Origin of the sequence: Belnapia moabensis DSM 16746 (assembly GCF_000745835.1) — a bacterium.
In the GTDB taxonomy this organism is placed as follows: Bacteria; Pseudomonadota; Alphaproteobacteria; order Acetobacterales; family Acetobacteraceae; genus Belnapia; species Belnapia moabensis.
In genome coordinates, this window is sequence record NZ_JQKB01000015.1 from 1 (window position 1) to 14,200 (window position 14,200).

15 protein-coding genes, 1 tRNA gene and 1 pseudogene are annotated in these 14,200 nt (G+C 69.1%); 8 read left to right on the top strand and 9 right to left on the bottom strand.

The genetic code is table 11. From position 1 onward, the window contains the following. Nucleotides 1-276: pseudogene (locus tag EP26_RS33035) on the top strand (IS5/IS1182 family transposase); the annotation flags it as partial. A gap of 30 nt (nucleotides 277-306) precedes the next feature. Here EP26_RS33035 and EP26_RS11880 read toward each other — a convergent pair. After that, entirely contained in the window at nucleotides 307-1,668 is a 1,362-nt protein-coding gene (locus EP26_RS11880) for a tyrosine-type recombinase/integrase (RefSeq protein WP_043338785.1), read from the bottom strand. A 228-nt stretch (nucleotides 1,669-1,896) separates the two neighbouring features. Continuing rightward, on the bottom strand, nucleotides 1,897-2,121 hold the full coding sequence (locus EP26_RS11885; RefSeq protein WP_043338786.1) for a hypothetical protein: 225 nt from the start codon (nucleotides 2,119-2,121) through the stop codon (nucleotides 1,897-1,899). A gap of 228 nt (nucleotides 2,122-2,349) precedes the next feature. Between EP26_RS11885 and EP26_RS11890 the strand changes: the two genes are divergently transcribed. After that, the gene (locus EP26_RS11890; RefSeq protein ID WP_043338787.1) at nucleotides 2,350-2,676 is read left to right on the top strand and encodes a hypothetical protein; all 327 of its coding nucleotides are present in this window, start codon (nucleotides 2,350-2,352) and stop codon (nucleotides 2,674-2,676) included. Here the strand turns inward: EP26_RS11890 and EP26_RS11895 are convergent. The 3 genes from EP26_RS11895 to EP26_RS11905 form a co-directional block, all read right to left on the bottom strand. Further along, a complete protein-coding gene (locus EP26_RS11895) occupies nucleotides 2,673-2,996 on the bottom strand; it encodes a hypothetical protein (RefSeq protein ID WP_043338789.1) in 324 nt (107 codons plus the stop codon). The genes EP26_RS11890 and EP26_RS11895 overlap by 4 nt on opposite strands. 18 nt (nucleotides 2,997-3,014) lie before the next feature. After that, the gene (locus EP26_RS11900; RefSeq protein WP_043338790.1) at nucleotides 3,015-3,215 is read right to left on the bottom strand and encodes a hypothetical protein; all 201 of its coding nucleotides are present in this window, start codon (nucleotides 3,213-3,215) and stop codon (nucleotides 3,015-3,017) included. A gap of 88 nt (nucleotides 3,216-3,303) precedes the next feature. Next, nucleotides 3,304-3,379, bottom strand: a tRNA-Ala gene (locus EP26_RS11905). 127 nt (nucleotides 3,380-3,506) lie between these two features. On the opposite strand from EP26_RS11905, the gene EP26_RS11910 reads away from it, so the two are divergent. The 4 genes from EP26_RS11910 (at nucleotide 3,507) to EP26_RS11925 (ending at nucleotide 7,302) form a co-directional block, all read left to right on the top strand. Continuing rightward, the gene (locus tag EP26_RS11910) at nucleotides 3,507-4,217 is read left to right on the top strand and encodes a CoA transferase subunit A (protein WP_043338791.1); all 711 of its coding nucleotides are present in this window, start codon (nucleotides 3,507-3,509) and stop codon (nucleotides 4,215-4,217) included. Nucleotides 4,218-4,229: 12 nt separating this feature from the next. Beyond that, nucleotides 4,230-4,880, top strand: coding sequence for a CoA transferase subunit B (locus EP26_RS11915; RefSeq protein ID WP_043338792.1), 651 nt, complete (start codon nucleotides 4,230-4,232; stop codon nucleotides 4,878-4,880). Between the two features lie 385 nt (nucleotides 4,881-5,265). Then, entirely contained in the window at nucleotides 5,266-6,243 is a 978-nt protein-coding gene (gene argC, locus EP26_RS11920) for an N-acetyl-gamma-glutamyl-phosphate reductase (protein WP_043338793.1), read from the top strand. A gap of 159 nt (nucleotides 6,244-6,402) precedes the next feature. Continuing rightward, the gene (locus EP26_RS11925; RefSeq protein ID WP_052389087.1) at nucleotides 6,403-7,302 is read left to right on the top strand and encodes a calcium-binding protein; all 900 of its coding nucleotides are present in this window, start codon (nucleotides 6,403-6,405) and stop codon (nucleotides 7,300-7,302) included. A gap of 112 nt (nucleotides 7,303-7,414) precedes the next feature. Here the strand turns inward: EP26_RS11925 and EP26_RS11930 are convergent, their stop codons facing one another. From EP26_RS11930 to EP26_RS11940, 3 genes are all read right to left on the bottom strand, one after another. Beyond that, the gene (locus tag EP26_RS11930) at nucleotides 7,415-8,500 is read right to left on the bottom strand and encodes an alkene reductase (protein ID WP_043338794.1); all 1,086 of its coding nucleotides are present in this window, start codon (nucleotides 8,498-8,500) and stop codon (nucleotides 7,415-7,417) included. 84 nt (nucleotides 8,501-8,584) lie between these two features. Continuing rightward, complete coding sequence (locus EP26_RS11935) at nucleotides 8,585-9,874, bottom strand: AmpG family muropeptide MFS transporter (RefSeq protein ID WP_043338795.1); 1,290 nt, start codon at nucleotides 9,872-9,874, stop codon at nucleotides 8,585-8,587. Between the two features lie 284 nt (nucleotides 9,875-10,158). Then, the gene (locus EP26_RS11940; protein WP_043338796.1) at nucleotides 10,159-10,767 is read right to left on the bottom strand and encodes a hypothetical protein; all 609 of its coding nucleotides are present in this window, start codon (nucleotides 10,765-10,767) and stop codon (nucleotides 10,159-10,161) included. Nucleotides 10,768-10,873: 106 nt separating this feature from the next. Here EP26_RS11940 and EP26_RS11945 point away from each other — a divergent pair, with 106 nt between their 5' ends. Together EP26_RS11945 and EP26_RS11950 are read left to right on the top strand one after the other, a co-directional pair. Then, nucleotides 10,874-12,121, top strand: a complete 1,248-nt coding sequence (locus EP26_RS11945) for an alpha-hydroxy acid oxidase (protein WP_052389088.1) — start codon at nucleotides 10,874-10,876, stop codon at nucleotides 12,119-12,121. A gap of 28 nt (nucleotides 12,122-12,149) precedes the next feature. Next, nucleotides 12,150-12,983: a class I SAM-dependent methyltransferase gene (locus EP26_RS11950; protein ID WP_245624376.1), complete on the top strand. Its 834-nt coding sequence runs from the start codon at nucleotides 12,150-12,152 to the stop codon at nucleotides 12,981-12,983. Between the two features lie 15 nt (nucleotides 12,984-12,998). Here EP26_RS11950 and EP26_RS11955 read toward each other — a convergent pair whose 3' ends face one another. Further along, nucleotides 12,999-14,138 carry an oxidoreductase gene (locus tag EP26_RS11955; RefSeq protein WP_043338797.1) on the bottom strand — a complete coding sequence of 380 codons (1,140 nt, stop codon included), beginning with the start codon at nucleotides 14,136-14,138 and terminating at the stop codon, nucleotides 12,999-13,001. Nucleotides 14,139-14,200 lie beyond the last annotated feature (62 nt).

Genomic DNA, 14,200 nt, shown 5'->3' on the forward strand with positions numbered 1-14,200 from the left:
AAGAACGCCAAACCCTGGAAGGCCGATGGCGCCGGGGCGATCGCACGAAATGAAGCCCTCCGTGCATCGCGGCGCTTTGGTCGGACTATCTGGCGACGATGGAGCGGCTATCACCGCCGAAGCCGCGCAGAGACCAAAATGCACTGCATCAAACTCTTGGGCCAACGCCTGACGGCAAGAGACTTCGACCGCCAGGTCGCCGAGTTCCAGGTTCGTGTGGCCGTCTTGAACGGCTTCACCGCGCTCGGAATACCCGTCACCGAAGCCGTAGGATGAGGCTGTCCGGGGAAAGGGGAACCCTAACCGTCAGCTCATTTGTGCAACAGAGCCATCCAGAGACACCACGTTCACAGCTTGTGTCAGGCCGTCGCCGCAGCGAAGGACGTGCTCGGCCCATGCGTTCAGCGCGGCTTTTCTCTCGCCTAGGAACTCCCCACGTTGGTAGATCGCAGCTACGCCGTGGATGGTGCCGGTGACATGATTCAGCAGCCGGTCAGCGACGTGCGGCGGGAATCCTGCTCCTGCCAGCCAAGTCACGGCAGTGCGCCGAAAGTCGTGGAAGCGCCAGCCAAGCGAGGGATCGGCTTTTGTAGGCGATTGAGTTTTCGCCTTTCTCGGGGTTTTCGTGTTTTGGGCGAGAGAAACAGCCTCTTCCGCAGTGTCCTTTGCCATAGCGGCGTCCAGGGCCAGCTTGGCTTTGCTGAACCCGGTTGGGGCCGTACTGCCGGTGGTGCTGAAGACTAGATCTCGCCCGGCAAATCGCGGCACACTAGTCAGGATCGCCCGCGCCGGCTCGGCCAGATGAACAATATGCGCCTTACCGTTCTTCGCCCGCGCTGGTGGTAGGGTCCAGGTCCCAAGATCGGCGGAAAGTTCGGACCACCGCATCGCTGCCACTTCCTCGCGGCGCTGGGCAGTCAGCATCAGCAGCTTTACCAACGGCCCGAACGGCAGGCCCAGCGTTCCGGCAGCACGCCATACAGCGCCAATCTCGGTATCGGTTAGCACCCGGTCGCGTGTCGGGTTGCCGCCTTGGATGACTGGCAGCCCGGCAAAGGGGTTGAGTGACAGCCGGCGTCGCTTCACGGCCCAACCGTAACAAGCTCGGCCATAGGCCATAGTCCGGCTCGCCATCGATGCCTTGCCAGCACCTGCCAACGCATCCAGCACGGCAATCACTGCTGCATGGGTGAGGGCCGCCGCCGGCCGGTCCAGGTGCGCCTTGAACGCTACCCGGAGCGCCCGCTCGGCCTCAGCGCTGTAGCGCGCACGCTTGCCGGCTAGATGTAGCCGCGCCCAGTCAGCGATCAGCGCATCCAGAGTGAAGCGGGCTTCTTCCTTTGCCACCGCCTGCGCAGCCCGCCGGGCCTCATCGGCCGCCCTTGCCGCTGCACGCTCGGCCGCGGGGTTGATGCCTTGGGCTACTCGGCCCAGCCGAGCGCGTGCTGCCGCGCGGGCTTGCTCCACTGTGATGCTGCCCCAGGCGCCCAGCGGCTCCCGCACCTTCCGACCGGTGGCGGCGTCGTTCCATTGGACGATGAAGCCTTTACTGCCGGCCACCGTGGCACGGACCCCTAGGCCCTTGCACTCGGTGTCGAAGGTCAGCCGGTCCTTCGCCGCGCCCTCCGGCTTGAAGGTTGCGATGAACCGGTCTGTCAGCTTCGGCATGGACCCGCTTACCTCACCTTTGCGGACCCCATGCGGACCCGGCGGATAGGTCCGCAATGGGTCCGCATGGCGTCTTTTGGCGGCACCTTACCACTCGGGTCTGAAAAAACGTTAGGCCGAAGGCGGCTTACAAGACCTATTAGCAATCACAGGTGGTCCAGTTTCGCTTATTCCTAATCAGTAGGTCCCCAGTTCAATCCTGGGTGTCGGCACCAGACTTTCCTTCATTCAGGCAGCGATGGGTATAGCGGCAGGATTGCCGATCTCCAGCGCGCGCAGGGCGGATTGGCTGGCTTTCCAGGCATCCTCGGCGGAAGTGAAGCCGGAGGGGGCACGGAGAACGACGGTTTCGGAATCCGACCGGTAGATGGTCCAGATCCAGCGACGGGGAAAACGGGCTTCGATCTCGACCTTCACGTAGCCATGGAAGCGTTTGTGGCGCTCGGCCTGCATTGCGATCTCCTTTGGGGCAGCGGCATGTCCGCAAGGACACCGGTTCGGTTTCAAACCCGCAGGATGAATACGCAGCAGCGGTTAAATCACGCCATGCGCGTAAAGCTCAATTCAGTGTCAGATCGGTACACGCTTAGCATGCATAACGGCGTGATCCGTTAAGAACCCGGTGACGGGCTTCACCGATACAATTCAACCTGTGATTATCTTCACCGGAACGAGAATCCCATGCCGTTGTTCGGCTTGATGCCCATCTCGACCGCGGCCGAGGCTGCGGATTGGTCGGCCAGCACCTATCGGGGCCCGTGCTACGTCATGGCGGCGGATGAGCGCCGCGCGCGGCTCTATGCTGCCAGCTATTTCGCCCGGCCGGATGCGGCGCGGCTGGAGTCCGGGCTGCGGATGGAGTCGCCCTGGGTGCGGCCACGGATGGTCGCGTTGCAGCTCACCTTCCGGCATGTCGATCGTGCGGCGCCGGAGGGCACCGTCGTCGTGCCGAAGGAGAGCGGGGAGAAGGTGGTGTCGCTGGCGGAGTGGCGGGCGCGGCGGGGCTAGGCTTCGGCTGCCAGGGCGGCGTGGGCGCGCAACAGGGCGCCGCACATCGCCAGCGGCAGGGTGCGGGCCCACTGGCGGTGCAGCAGGCCGTCATCGGCCCGGCGGCAGGCCATGTAGACCCGGTCGCCGGAGCGGATAGGCGGGAGCCAGGCGTAGCGCTCCGGCAGCAGATCCCAGGCAAGCTCGGCGCGGCGCGTGTAGGGCATCACCTCGCCCTCGAGCGCGAGGGCGAGGTGCAGGCTGAGATCGGCGCCGGCGCCGGCGCGCTCGACCTGGCCGAGACGGTCCGCGAGATGCAGCAATTCCTCGCTGCGCGTCACGTCCCGCCCGGCATGGGCTCAGCCATGCGTCTTGTGGCCGGGGCGGTTATGCGCCGACTTGTCGCTGCCGCTACCGGCGATGTTGCGTTGCTCGTCGCCCTTGCCGGCGCTGGCGGAGGAGCTGCCGGGACCGGTGGCGGTGCCGCCGGCATTGCTCGTGCCGCCCTCGCCGGAATGCTTCTCGGCGGCGCGGCGGTTGTCCTGCTTGGCGGTGCTCATGGCTTCATCCCCCTGGTGGTGCGGGATGAACCGGGATGGGCGGGGGAAGGTTCCTGCCGGCAGCCTAACGGCCCTGCGGCGAAGTCCCTGGTGGAGCCAGGCGGAATCGAACCGCCGACCTCTTGAATGCCATTCAAGCGCTCTCCCAACTGAGCTATGGCCCCCCAGGAAGGAGGCGCCGTATAGCCGTGCCCGGCGGGGTGCGCAAGCCCCTCCGCGCCTCTTTCCTGCGATCATCGACACGACTAGGTTGCGGCCACGATATCCGCCGCAGGCAGGGAGCTGGCGCCCATGGGGAAGGTCTATAGCGACGCGAAGGAGGCCCTGGCCGGGACGCTGCGCGACGGCATGATGATCATGTCGGGCGGCTTCGGCCTGTGCGGCATTCCCTCGCTGCTGATCGAGGCAATCCGCGACAGCGGCGTGAAGGAGCTGACCATCGTCTCGAACAATGCCGGCATCGACGATGCCGGGCTCGGCCTGCTGCTGCAGACGCGGCAGGTGCGGAAGATGATCAGCAGCTATGTCGGCGAGAACAAGACCTTCGCCGAGCAGTACCTGGCCGGGCAGCTCGAGATCGAGTTCAACCCGCAGGGGACGCTGGCGGAGCGCATCCGGGCGGGGGGTGCGGGCATCCCGGCCTTCTACACCAAGACGGGCGTCGGCACGAAGGTCGCCGAGGGCAAGCCGACGGCGGAGTTCGACGGCGAGACCTATGTGATGGAGCGCGGGCTCGTCGCCGACCTCTCGATCATCCATGCCTGGAAAGGCGATACCGAGGGCAACCTCGTCTATCGGAAGACGGCGCGGAACTTCAATCCGATGATGGCGACGGCGGCGCGCATGACGGTGGCGCAGGTGGAGCACATCGTGGAGGCGGGCGACATCGACCCGGACCACATCGTGACGCCGGGCATCTTCGTGAAGCGGATGATCGAGTGCCCGCCCGGTTTCGAGAAGCGGATCGAGCAGCGCACCACGCGCAAGCGCGTTTTGGCCTGAGGGAGAGCGACGATGCCCTGGACGCGTGACCAGATGGCCGCCCGCGCGGCGGCGGAGCTCGAGGACGGGTTCTACGTCAATCTCGGCATCGGCATCCCGACGCTGGTGGCGAACCATGTGCCCTCGGGCATGAGCGTGCAGCTGCAGAGCGAGAACGGGATGCTGGGGCTCGGGCCCTTCCCCTATGAGGGGGATGAGGATGCCGACCTCATCAATGCCGGCAAGCAGACCATCACCGAGCTGCGGACGAGCAGCTATTTCTCGAGCGCCGACAGCTTCGCCATGATCCGCGGCGGGCATATCGACCTGTCGATCCTCGGCGCCTTGCAGGTGGCGGCGAATGGCGACCTCGCCAACTGGATGATCCCCGGCAAGATGGTGAAGGGCATGGGCGGGGCGATGGACCTCGTCGCCGGGGTGAAGAAGGTGGTGGTGCTGATGGAGCACACCGCGGGCGGCAAGCCGAAGCTGCTGCGCGAATGCTCGCTGCCGCTGACCGGGGCACGGGTGGTGGACATGGTCATCACCGAGCTTGGGGTGTTCGAGATCGCCCGGAAGGGCGAGACCGAGGTGAAGCTGGTCGAGCTGGCGCCGGAGGTGACGCTGGAGGAGATCACGGCGAAGACCGAGGCACCGTTCACCGTCGCGCTGCGGAATGGTTGAAGCGGGATAAAAACGCCTCAAGCGGCTTCAGTTCCTGCGCTTCGGAGTGAGGCCAAGCCGTTGCCCGGGCAAGGTTTCCGGACGCCGCTTGAGGAATTGAAGGGTTTAGGCGGCGGCGCTGGCGAACGTTCCGCTTGACCCCGAATCGGGATGGCTACAGTGTCGCAGGACATGTTCGAGGACCTGACCCTTTGTGACCGACGCCGACGCCGCAGCACTCATGCGGCGGCTCGTCGGGCTGCGCGTCGATCGGCGTCCTTTAAAGTGGTGACGGCCTCACCGTAGGCCCCACCGCCGGACCAGCCCCGGCCCGCCTTTCCGAACCCCCGCAGCCCCTGGCTTCGGGGGTTTTTCTTTGCCTGCACCCCAGCGACAGGACATCGCCATGAGCATTCGAGTCGGTATCGTCGGCATCAGCGGTTTCGGCGGCGGCGAGGCGCTGCGCCTGGTCGCAGGCCATCCGTCCTTCGAGTTGGTTTATGCCGCGGGCGAGGGCAGCGCCGGCAGCCGGCTGGCGGATCGCTTCCCCGGGGTTCCGGCCAGGCTGGCCGGGCTGGTGATCGAGAAATGGAATCCGGCGACCCTGCCGAAGCTCGACCTGCTCTTTGCCTCGCTGCCCACGGGCGCCTCGGCCGAGGCGCTGGCGCGCGTGCCCAGCGATGTGAAGATCGTCGATGTCGGCGGCGACCATCGCTATGCCGAGGGTTGGGCCTATGGCCTGGCGGATGTCTGGCCGGACCAGATCATGGGGCGGACCCGCATCGCCAACCCCGGCTGCTTCCCGGCGGCGGTGCTGACCGCGCTGGCGCCGCTGCTGGCCAACAGGCTGGTCGAGCCGGGCAACATCATCATCGACGCCAAGACCGGCATCTCCGGGGCCGGACGGGGCGGGGCCGACAGCCGGTTCGGCTATGCCGAGAGCAACGAGAACCTCGTGCCCTATGGGTTGCTCAAGCACGTCCACATGCCCGAGATGACCAGGACGATCGAGCGTCTCGGCGGCGGCAGCGCGGCCGGGTTGGTGTTCACGCCGCATCTCGTGCCGATGACCCGCGGCGTGCTCGCCACGATCTACTGCCGCGGCCGCGCCACAACGGGCGAGTGCCTGGAGGCGGCCCGGCGCTTCTATGCAGGGCGGGCCCACCTCCGCGTCACCGACGCGCCGCCGCAGACCAAATGGGCGACCGGCTCGAACCTCGCCTTCGTCAGCTATGCCGCCGACCCGGAGCGCGACCTGGTGATTGCGATGGGCGTGGTGGACAATCTCGGCAAGGGAGCCGCCGGCCAGGCGGTGCAGAATGCGAACCTGATCTGCGGCCTGCCGGAGACCGCAGGGCTGGACAGCGCGCCTGTCTGGCCGTGACGGCAGGGCGGGTAGCCCCTCGCCGCCCGGTCGAAACACGCCTCCTGTTGGCAACCCGCAATAACGACTCCTTGTTCAGGGAATTCGTGACTGTTCATGGATGAAGGTGTCCAATCCTCGACCGGAGGGTGAAACCCTCCGGCAAGAGGAAACACCAGAATGTCGTATTTTCCCGGCACGCGGGCCGATGACACCTTGCGCGGCACGATCGGCGGCGACCTCATCCTTGGTCACCAGGGCAACGACGTCATCTTCGGGCGGGCGGGGAGCGATATCCTGCTCGGCGGGGCCGGCAACGACTTCATCGCCGGCGACAACTACTTCCTTCCGAGGCCTGACGAGCAGCCGGAGTACGGCCCGACCCTGGGCTCGACGCCGGGTGCGGGCGACAACTTCATCTTCGGCGGGGCGGGAAACGACACCGTGCTGGCCGGGTATGGCGCGAACACGGTGTTCGGCGGGGCCGGCGATGACTCGATCATGGGCTATGGCACCATCCCGAGCCACGACATGGAGCTGTACGAGGCCTTGCCGCAGCATCTGTATGGCGGCGCGGGCAACGACTTCATCCGCGGCAGCTCGAACGACGACCTGCTGTGCGGCGGAGCCGGGCGGGACACGCTGCAGGGCAGCACCGGGGTGGATGCGCTGGTCGGTGGCGCGGGGCGGGACGTGTTCATGTTCGGCTACCTGGCGAGTTACGGAGGCGCGCGGGACACCGCGGTCGGGCCGGGGGAGCGGGACATCATCCGCGACTTCCATCACGGGCAGGACGTGATCGACATCTCGGGCTACTTCAACCACCACGCGCCGCCCAGGGGGCAGCCGGCGGGAATCTTCCTCGGCACGGGCGACTTCGTGGTGAGCTATGCCATGCAGGCGCGCTACGACATCGAGGACGGGAACACGATCATCAAGATCTCGGCGCTCAATGGCTTCCGCAACGAGGACGACCCGCCGGAGAAGCCGACGATCTATTGGCAGGAGATCGAGTTGACCGGCATCCACCACCTGACGGCCAGCGACTTCATCCTGCCCGACAGCCTCGGGCCGTTCTGAAGTGAGGATATATTCCTATAATCTGAGCATGGATGTTTTGCAAGTGCAAATCTGTGCCGGAAGCCGGGGGGACGCCTGCCCCCCGGTGGGTCTGGGGGCCTAGCCCCCAGCCTTACGCCGCTTTCCGGGTGAGCGCCGGGTAGTCCGTGTAGCCATGCTCGTCGCCGCCGTAGAAGGTCTCCTTCTGCGACTGGGCGAGCGGGGCGCCGGTGCGGAGGCGCTCGACGAGGTCCGGGTTGGAGATGAAAGGACGGCCGAAGGCGATGGCGTCCGCACGGCCCTCGGCGAGCGCGGCCTGGGCCAGCGGCAGGTCGTAGCCGTTATTCGCCATGTAGGCGCCGGAGAAGGCGCGGCGGAGGGCCTGGAAGTCGAAGCCGCCCGCGTCGCGGGAGCCGCCGGTCGCGCCCTCCACCACATGCAGGTAGGCGAGGTTGAAGGGGGCGAGCGCCGCGACGGCGTGGTCGAAGAGCGCCTGCGGGTTGCTGTCGCGCATGTCGTTGGCGGGCGAGGCCGGAGAGATGCGGAGGCCGGTGCGCTCGCCGCCCCAGACGGAGGTGACGGCTTTCGTCACTTCGAGCAGGAGGCGGGTGCGGTTCTCGATGCTGCCGCCGTAGCGGTCCGTGCGCTGGTTGGTGCCGTCGCGGAGGAACTGGTCGATCAGGTAGCCATTGGCGCCATGGATCTCGACGCCGTCGAAGCCAGCTTCCTTCGCATTGCGGGCGGCGCGGCGGTAATCCTCGACGATGCCGGGGATCTCGTCGGTCTCGAGCGCGCGGGGGGTGACGAAGGGGGCGAAGCCGCTCTCGGTGAAGGCCTGGCCCTCCGGCTTGATCGCCGAGGGGGCGACGGGGAGGGCGCCATCCGGCTGCAGGCTCGGGTGGGAGATGCGGCCGACATGCCAGAGCTGGAGGAGGATGCGGCCGCCTTCGCGGTGGACGGCGTCCGTCACCTGGCGCCAGCCGGCGATCTGCTGCTCCGTGACGATGCCGGGGGTGTAGGCGTAGCCCTGGCCCTGCTGCGAGATCTGCGTCGCTTCGGCGATGATGAGGCCGGCGGTCGCGCGCTGGGCGTAGTAGGTGGCGTTCATCGGGCCGGGGATGCCGGCGCTGCCGGTGCGGCTGCGGGTGAGCGGCGCCATCACCACGCGGTTCGGCAGGTCGATGGCGCCGAGGCGCACGGGCTGGAAGAGGTCGGTCATCGGGCAGGCACTCTCATGTTGCGTTGCAGCGAGAGTTGGGCCGGCCCGGCGGATGATCCAATGCGTCGTGTCGATAGCGTCCATTCACGGGTTGGATAGGGCGGCGTCCGCCGGCGGCGGGGCCTCGCGCGGCGGCAGGCGGCGGAGCAGCCAGAGCATGATGCTCATCGCCGGCAAGGCGGCGAGCGTCGTCATCAGGAAGAAGCCGGGCCAGGCGAGCCAGGCGGCGAGGAAGCCGGAGGCGCCGCCGAGGGTGCGGGTGGCAAAGGCGGCAAGCGAGGAAAGCAGCGCGTATTGCGTGGCGCTGAAGGCGCGGTTGGTGAGGCTCGAGAGATAGGCGAGGAAGGCGGCGTCGGCCATGCCGTCGGTGAAGTTCTCGATGCCGACCTGAGCCCAGAGCAGCGGCAGGTCGTGGCCCGCAAGCGCCAGCGCGACATACATCAGGTTGGAGAGCATCTGGCCGAAGCCGGTCAGCACCAGGGCGCGGGCGATGCCGAGGCGGCGGACCAGCCAGCCGCCGGCGAGCGCGCCGGCAAGGATGGCGAGTAGGCCGAAGACGTTGTTGATCGCCGCCAGCTCCAGCCGGGTGAAGCCGAGCTGGGCGTAGAAGGGCTGGGTCATCACGCCGGCCAGCGCCTCGCCGAGCTTGAAGAGCACGACGAAGAGCAGGATCGCCAGCCAGTGGCGGCGCTGCATGAAGTCGATGAAGGGGTCGATGATGGCGGCGCGGAGGCGGCCGCCGGGCGCCGCCGCCGGGCGGGGCGGGGCGGCGGGCTCCGGGGCGAGGAGGACGGCCAGGAGGCCGATGCCGATGAGCGCGGCGCAGAGGCCATAGCCGAGGGCCCAGCCGCCGAGTTCGGTGACGGCCAGCGCTCCGGCGCCGCTGGCCAGCAGGGCGCCGCGATAGCCCCAGACATAGAGGGCGAGGCCGTAGCCCTGCTCGTTCTCCTCCAGCAGGTCGATGCGGTAGGCGTCGACCACGACATCCTGGCTGGCGGAGAGGAAGGCGACGAAGGCGGCCAGGGCGAAGGTGGCGGCGTAGCCGGTGGGCGTCGGCGTGGTGAGGCCGAGGGCGGCGATGGCGAGGATCAGCGCCGGCTGGATGCAGGCGAGCCAGCCGCGGCGGCGGCCGAGGGCGCGGAAGACGGGCGGGGCGAGCTGGTCCAGCGCCGGGGCCCAGAGGAATTTCAGCGTGTAGGCCAGGCCAAGCGAGGCGGTGAGGCCGATCAGCTCGACCGAGAGGCCCTGCTCCGACAGCCAGCGGCGCAGCGTGGCGGCGGTCAGCGGCAGGGGGATGCCGGAGGCGAAGCCGAGGGCGAGCAGCACGAGGTATCGGCGGTCGCGCCACCAGGCGGAAGGAGCGGGATGCGGCATCCTGCCCGGCTAGCAGAAGCGCGGGCGGCTCGCCATGGCGCTGGCCGGTGGCGGAAAGGGATGGGCAAGGACTTCGTCTGCGACACCGCCGCGCGGCGTACCCGATGGCAGCGGGCCGGTCTCTAAGTAGTTTAGCGACCAGCGGGTTTCAGAGCATCTGGCGAAGCCGGCTCCCGCCTGGTGTCCTTCCGCCGCCTTGCCGCGGAAGGCAGGGCGAGGCCCGGGGCGTCAGGCGATCATCCAGGTGCCCCCGCAGAACCGCGAAGCGGTTGTGCGGGATGGCCTCAGGAGCGTCCGCCGCCGCTCCCTCCGCCGCCGTCCTGGCCGCGCGGCGAGCCGAGGCGGTCCTGGCGATCGAGCTCCTGCGCGGCGAAGGCGGTGGCGGCGGCGACGCGCGGCAGGGCGGGGAGGTTCGACAGGCGCTGGAGGGTAGCGGCGCCGCCGGCTGGGAAGGCGGGGTTGGAGAGGATGCGCTCGGCGCCTGCCTGGTCGCCGGCATTGATGGCGCGGGAGGCGGCGTAGAGCGACTGCACCACCGGCTGGGCTTGGGCATTCGGGGCGATGCCGATGGCGGGGCGAAGCTCATTCAGCCCATCCGTGAAGAGCGGGCCGATGGGGCCGTTGAAGCCGCGCCAGCGCGGGCCGTAGGGCAGCTCGGTCGCCAGGTATTCGTAATTGGCGACGGCGCGGGCGGCGGCGGCGGGGTTGCCGGCGAGGCTCGCCGGACTGCCGAAGGCATAGGCGCTGCCGATGATCGCCGCGCGGGCCGGGTCGCCGGCGCCCTGTACGGCATCGGGGGGCAGGGTGGCGTAGCCCTGGGGCGGCAGGTCGGGGGTCACGCAGCCGGCGAGGAGGGCGAGCGTCGCCAGGAGAGGGAGGGTCGGGCGGGGCATTGGTGGTTCCTCTTTTGGTCCTTCAGCGCCGGGCAGGGCGGCGGGTTGCCTTCGGCGGCATTGCCATGAAGATAGGGGGCAAGGAACAGGATAGGGAGGGGACTGCATGAGCAGCACCGTGGCGGAGACGCCGGCCGCGCGGCTGCGACGGCGCTTCCCAAGCTTCGGCGACCTGGAAAGGCGGGCGCGCTGGCGGGTGGCGCGCTTCGCCTATGATTTCGTCGCGGGCGGCGTGGGCGATGGGGCGCCAAATGTCGCGCATAACCGGGCAGCGATGGATGCGGTGCGGATCGTGCCGCGCTATGCGCTGGATGTCTCGGCGGTATCGGTGCGGACGGAGCTGTTCGGGCGCATCTACAACGCGCCGGTGGGCGTGGCGCCGATGGGCAATGTCGGCATGGTCTGGCCGGGGGCGGATGCGATCCTCGCCGCGGCGGCGCAGAAGGCGGGCATCCCCTACGTGTCGTCCACCGTCGCCAATGTGGCGATGGAGGAGCTGGCGCGGATCGCGCCGGATGTCTTCTGGTTCCAGCTCTACGGCTTGCCGGGGGAGAGGCATGCGCTGTCCTTCGACCTGATCCGGCGGGCGGAGGCGGTGGGGGCGCATGCGCTGGTCGTCACCCTCGACGTGCCGGCGCGGCAGAAGCGGGTGCATGACGTGCGCAACGGGCTGGTGATGCCGTTCCGGTACAGGCCGCGCACGGTGTTCGATATCGCGCGGGCGCCGGCCTGGGCGGTGGCCTCGCTCAGGGCGGGGCTGCCGAGCTTCCCCAACATGCGGGCCTATGTCGGCGAGGGGGCGGGGCTCGCCGAGATGGCGGGCTTCGTGCAGCGGAGCATGGTGACGGGCGTGACCTGGGAGGATATCGCGCGCTTCCGCGATGCCTGGCCGCGGGCGCTGGTGCTGAAGGGGCTGCAGCATCCGGAGGATGCGGAGCGGGCGGTGCAGCTCGGCGTCGATGGGATCTGGGTGTCGAACCATGGGGGGCGGCAATTCGACGCGGCGCCGGCCTCGATCGACACGGTGCCGGCGATCGCGGCGCAGGTCGCGGGGCGGGCGAAGGTGCTGTTCGACGGGTCGATCCGCTCGGGGCTGGATGTGCTGCGGGCGGTGGCGGTGGGGGCGGATATGTGCTTCGCGGGGCGGGCCTTCCTCTATGCCGTGGCGGCGCTCGGGGAGGCGGGGGGCGATCATGCGGCGGCGGACTTCGCCGAGGAGATCCGGGGGACCTTCGCGCAGGCGGGGGTGCTGAGCGTGGCCGATGCGCCGCGGGCGACGGTGCTGCATCCCGGCGCGGTGCGGTTCGAGCCGCCGCGGAATGCGCCGGGGCAGGCTGCGATCAATCCTGGCTGAAAATGCGCCGGAGGGCGCGGCGTGCGGCATGATCGACGGCGGGGAGGCCGCCGCCATGGATGCCGATCGGAATTTCCGGGGCTCGGTCCCGGCGCTGTACGACCGCTATCTCGGGCCGATGATCTTCGCGCCCTATGCGGCGGACATGGCGGCGCGGCTGGCGGGACTGACGCAGGGGCATCTGCTGGAGACGGCGGCGGGGACGGGCATCGTCACGCGGGCGCTGGATGCGGTGCTGCCGCCGGGTGTCGGCATCGTGGCGACGGACCTCAATCAGCCGATGCTGGATCATGCGGCGGGGCGGCTGTCTTCCACGCGGGTGAGCTGGCGGCAGGCGGATGCGCAGGCGCTGCCCTTCCCCGATGGGATGTTCGATGCCGTGGTCTGCCAGTTCGGGGTGATGTTCTTCCCGGACAAGGCGCGGGCCTTCGCCGAGGCGCATCGGGTGCTGAAGCCGGGCGGGCGTCTGCTGTTCAGCTTCTGGGACCGGATCGAGGCGAATGACTTCGCCGATGCGGTAGTGAAGGCGGTGGCGCGGCTGTTCCCGGATAATCCGCCGATGTTCCTGGCGCGGACGCCGCATGGACATCACGACACGGCGCCGCTCCGCGCGCTGCTGCGGGAGGCCGGGTTCGGGACGGTAGGGGCGGAGGCCGTCGAGCGGGAGAGCCGGGCGGCGGAGGCGCGGGCTGTTGCCATCGGCTTCTGCCAGGGGACGCCGATGCGGGGCGAGATCGAGGCGCGGGGCGACGGGGCGCTGGCGGCGGCGACGGAGGCGGCGGCGGATGCCGTTGCGGCACGGTTCGGCGCCGGGCCGGTCGCAGGGCGGATCAGGGCGCAGGTGGTGACGGCGGTGCGGTAGGGCGGCTTCCCTGCCTCAGGGCCTGGGCGCGGGCGCCGGCCAGCCATGCGAGTTCTCGGAGCCCGGGCGGTTCTTCAGCCACCATGACCAGTCCTGCGGCAGGAGCGAGAAGGGATCGCCATGCGCCAGCTCGCGCGCGGCCCAGACCGGCCAGTGGGGGTTAGCGAGCGCCGGGCGGCCGAGGAAGACGAGGTCGATCAGCTCCTCGCGGATCACCCGGTCGGCGATGGCGGGCGTGCCGAGGTTCCAACTGACCGCGACCGGGATGCCGCATTCGCGCCGGACGCGGTTGCCCCGCTCCACCATGAAGGCGGCCTGCGCAAAGGGCGGCTCGCGCAGGTCGTCGGTGTTCATCCCGAGGCTGAGGTCGGCGAGGTCCAGGCCGTGCCGCTTCAGCTCGCCGACCGCCCAGACCGCGTCGTCGAACTGCACGCCGTCCGGGTGGAAGTCGTCGGAGCCGAGGCGCATGGTCAGCGGCAGGCGCTCCGGCCAGACGGCGCGCACAGCGTCCAGCGCCTCGCGGTGGAAGCGCAGGCGGTTTTCCAGGCTGCCGCCATAGGCGTCGGTCCGCTGGTTGGCGAGCGGGGAGAAGAAGCTGGCGCCGAGATAGCCATGGGCGAAATGCATCTCCAGCCACTCGAAGCCGGCATCCAGGGCGCGGCGCGCGGCATCGGCATAGGCGCGGTGCAGGTCGTGGATCTCGGGGATGCTCAGCTCATGCACCGGGAAGGGGTAGCGGCCGCCGAAGGGGATGGCGGAGGGCCCACGGACCTGCCAGCCATCCGGGTGGTCCGGGGCGATCTGCCGCTTGCCCTCCCAAGGCTTCTGCTCGCTGCCCTTGCGCCCGGTATGGCCGAGCTGGATGGCGGGGACGGCGCCCATCTCCTTCACCATGGCGCAGACGCGGGCCAGGCCCTCGACCTGGGCATCGTCCCAGATCCCGGCACAGCAGGTGCCGGTGCGGCCGTCGGGGGTGATGGCGATCTGCTCGGGGAAGACCAGGCCGAAGCCGCCGGCGGCGCGCGAGCCCATCAGCATCACATGGTAGTCGCCCATCCGGCCGTCCACCGAGCGGTACATCGTCATGGGCGACATGGCGATGCGGTTGCGCAGGGTGATGCCCTTGAGCGTGTAGGGGCTGAACAGGTCGGGCATGGGACCTTGCTGAGGATATGCCGCGGGATACTGGCGGATCGGGCGGCCGCTGGCGAGCGGCC